Source organism: Saccharomonospora iraqiensis subsp. paurometabolica YIM 90007 (assembly GCF_000231035.2).
Taxonomy (GTDB): Bacteria; Actinomycetota; Actinomycetes; order Mycobacteriales; family Pseudonocardiaceae; genus Saccharomonospora; species Saccharomonospora paurometabolica.
Genome location: NZ_KI912186.1, coordinates 7,227 through 7,852, shown reverse-complemented (window position 1 = coordinate 7,852; position 626 = coordinate 7,227). Strand labels below are relative to the sequence as shown.

The following is a 626-nucleotide window of genomic DNA, read 5'->3' as shown; positions in this document are numbered from 1 at the left end:
GTGAAGGTGTCGGTGAAGCGGGCCCAGTCGACGTCGGCGACGACCAGCAGCGGCTCGCCGGTGCGGGACAGGACCTCCACGGCGCGGCGCGGCTCCATCGGTCGCAGGCCGCGGCGGGCCAGGTCGTTCCCGGCGGCTCCGCCGCTCATGCCGGGCCCCGCCCAGGGGCCCCACGCGATGGCGGTGGCGGGAAGCCCGGCAGCGCGGCGCTCGTGGACGAGAGTTTCGAGGTCGGCGTTGGCGGCGGCGTAGGCGGCCTGATCGCCGCTGCCCCACACCCCGGCGATGGAGGAGTAGACGACGAACGCGTCCAGGTCCTCGGTGACCTCGTGCAGCACCCGCGCACCGTCGACCTTGGCCGAGGCGACCCGCGCGTAGTCCTCGGGCGTCGTGGCGACCAGCGGTGCGAGGTGGGTGACACCCGCGGTGTGGATGACGGCGTCGGGTTGGTGCCGGGCCACGACTTCGGCCATGGCGGCACGGTCGGTCACGTCGGCGGTGACGGACACGGCGTCGGTGGTGGCGCGGAGTTCGGCCAGCAGGACGTCGTCGGCGCCGCGCCTGCTGACGAGGACGACCCGGGCGGCGCCTTCGGCCGCGACCCAGCGGGCGGCTTCCGCGCCGAG

Annotated in this window: 1 protein-coding gene; it reads right to left on the bottom strand. The window is 75.6% G+C overall.

Annotation, left to right across the window (positions count from 1 at the left end; translation table 11 throughout):
* Nucleotides 1–626: SDR family oxidoreductase (locus tag SACPADRAFT_RS31880; RefSeq protein WP_007027901.1), on the bottom strand; the 626-nt coding region annotated here is incomplete at both ends.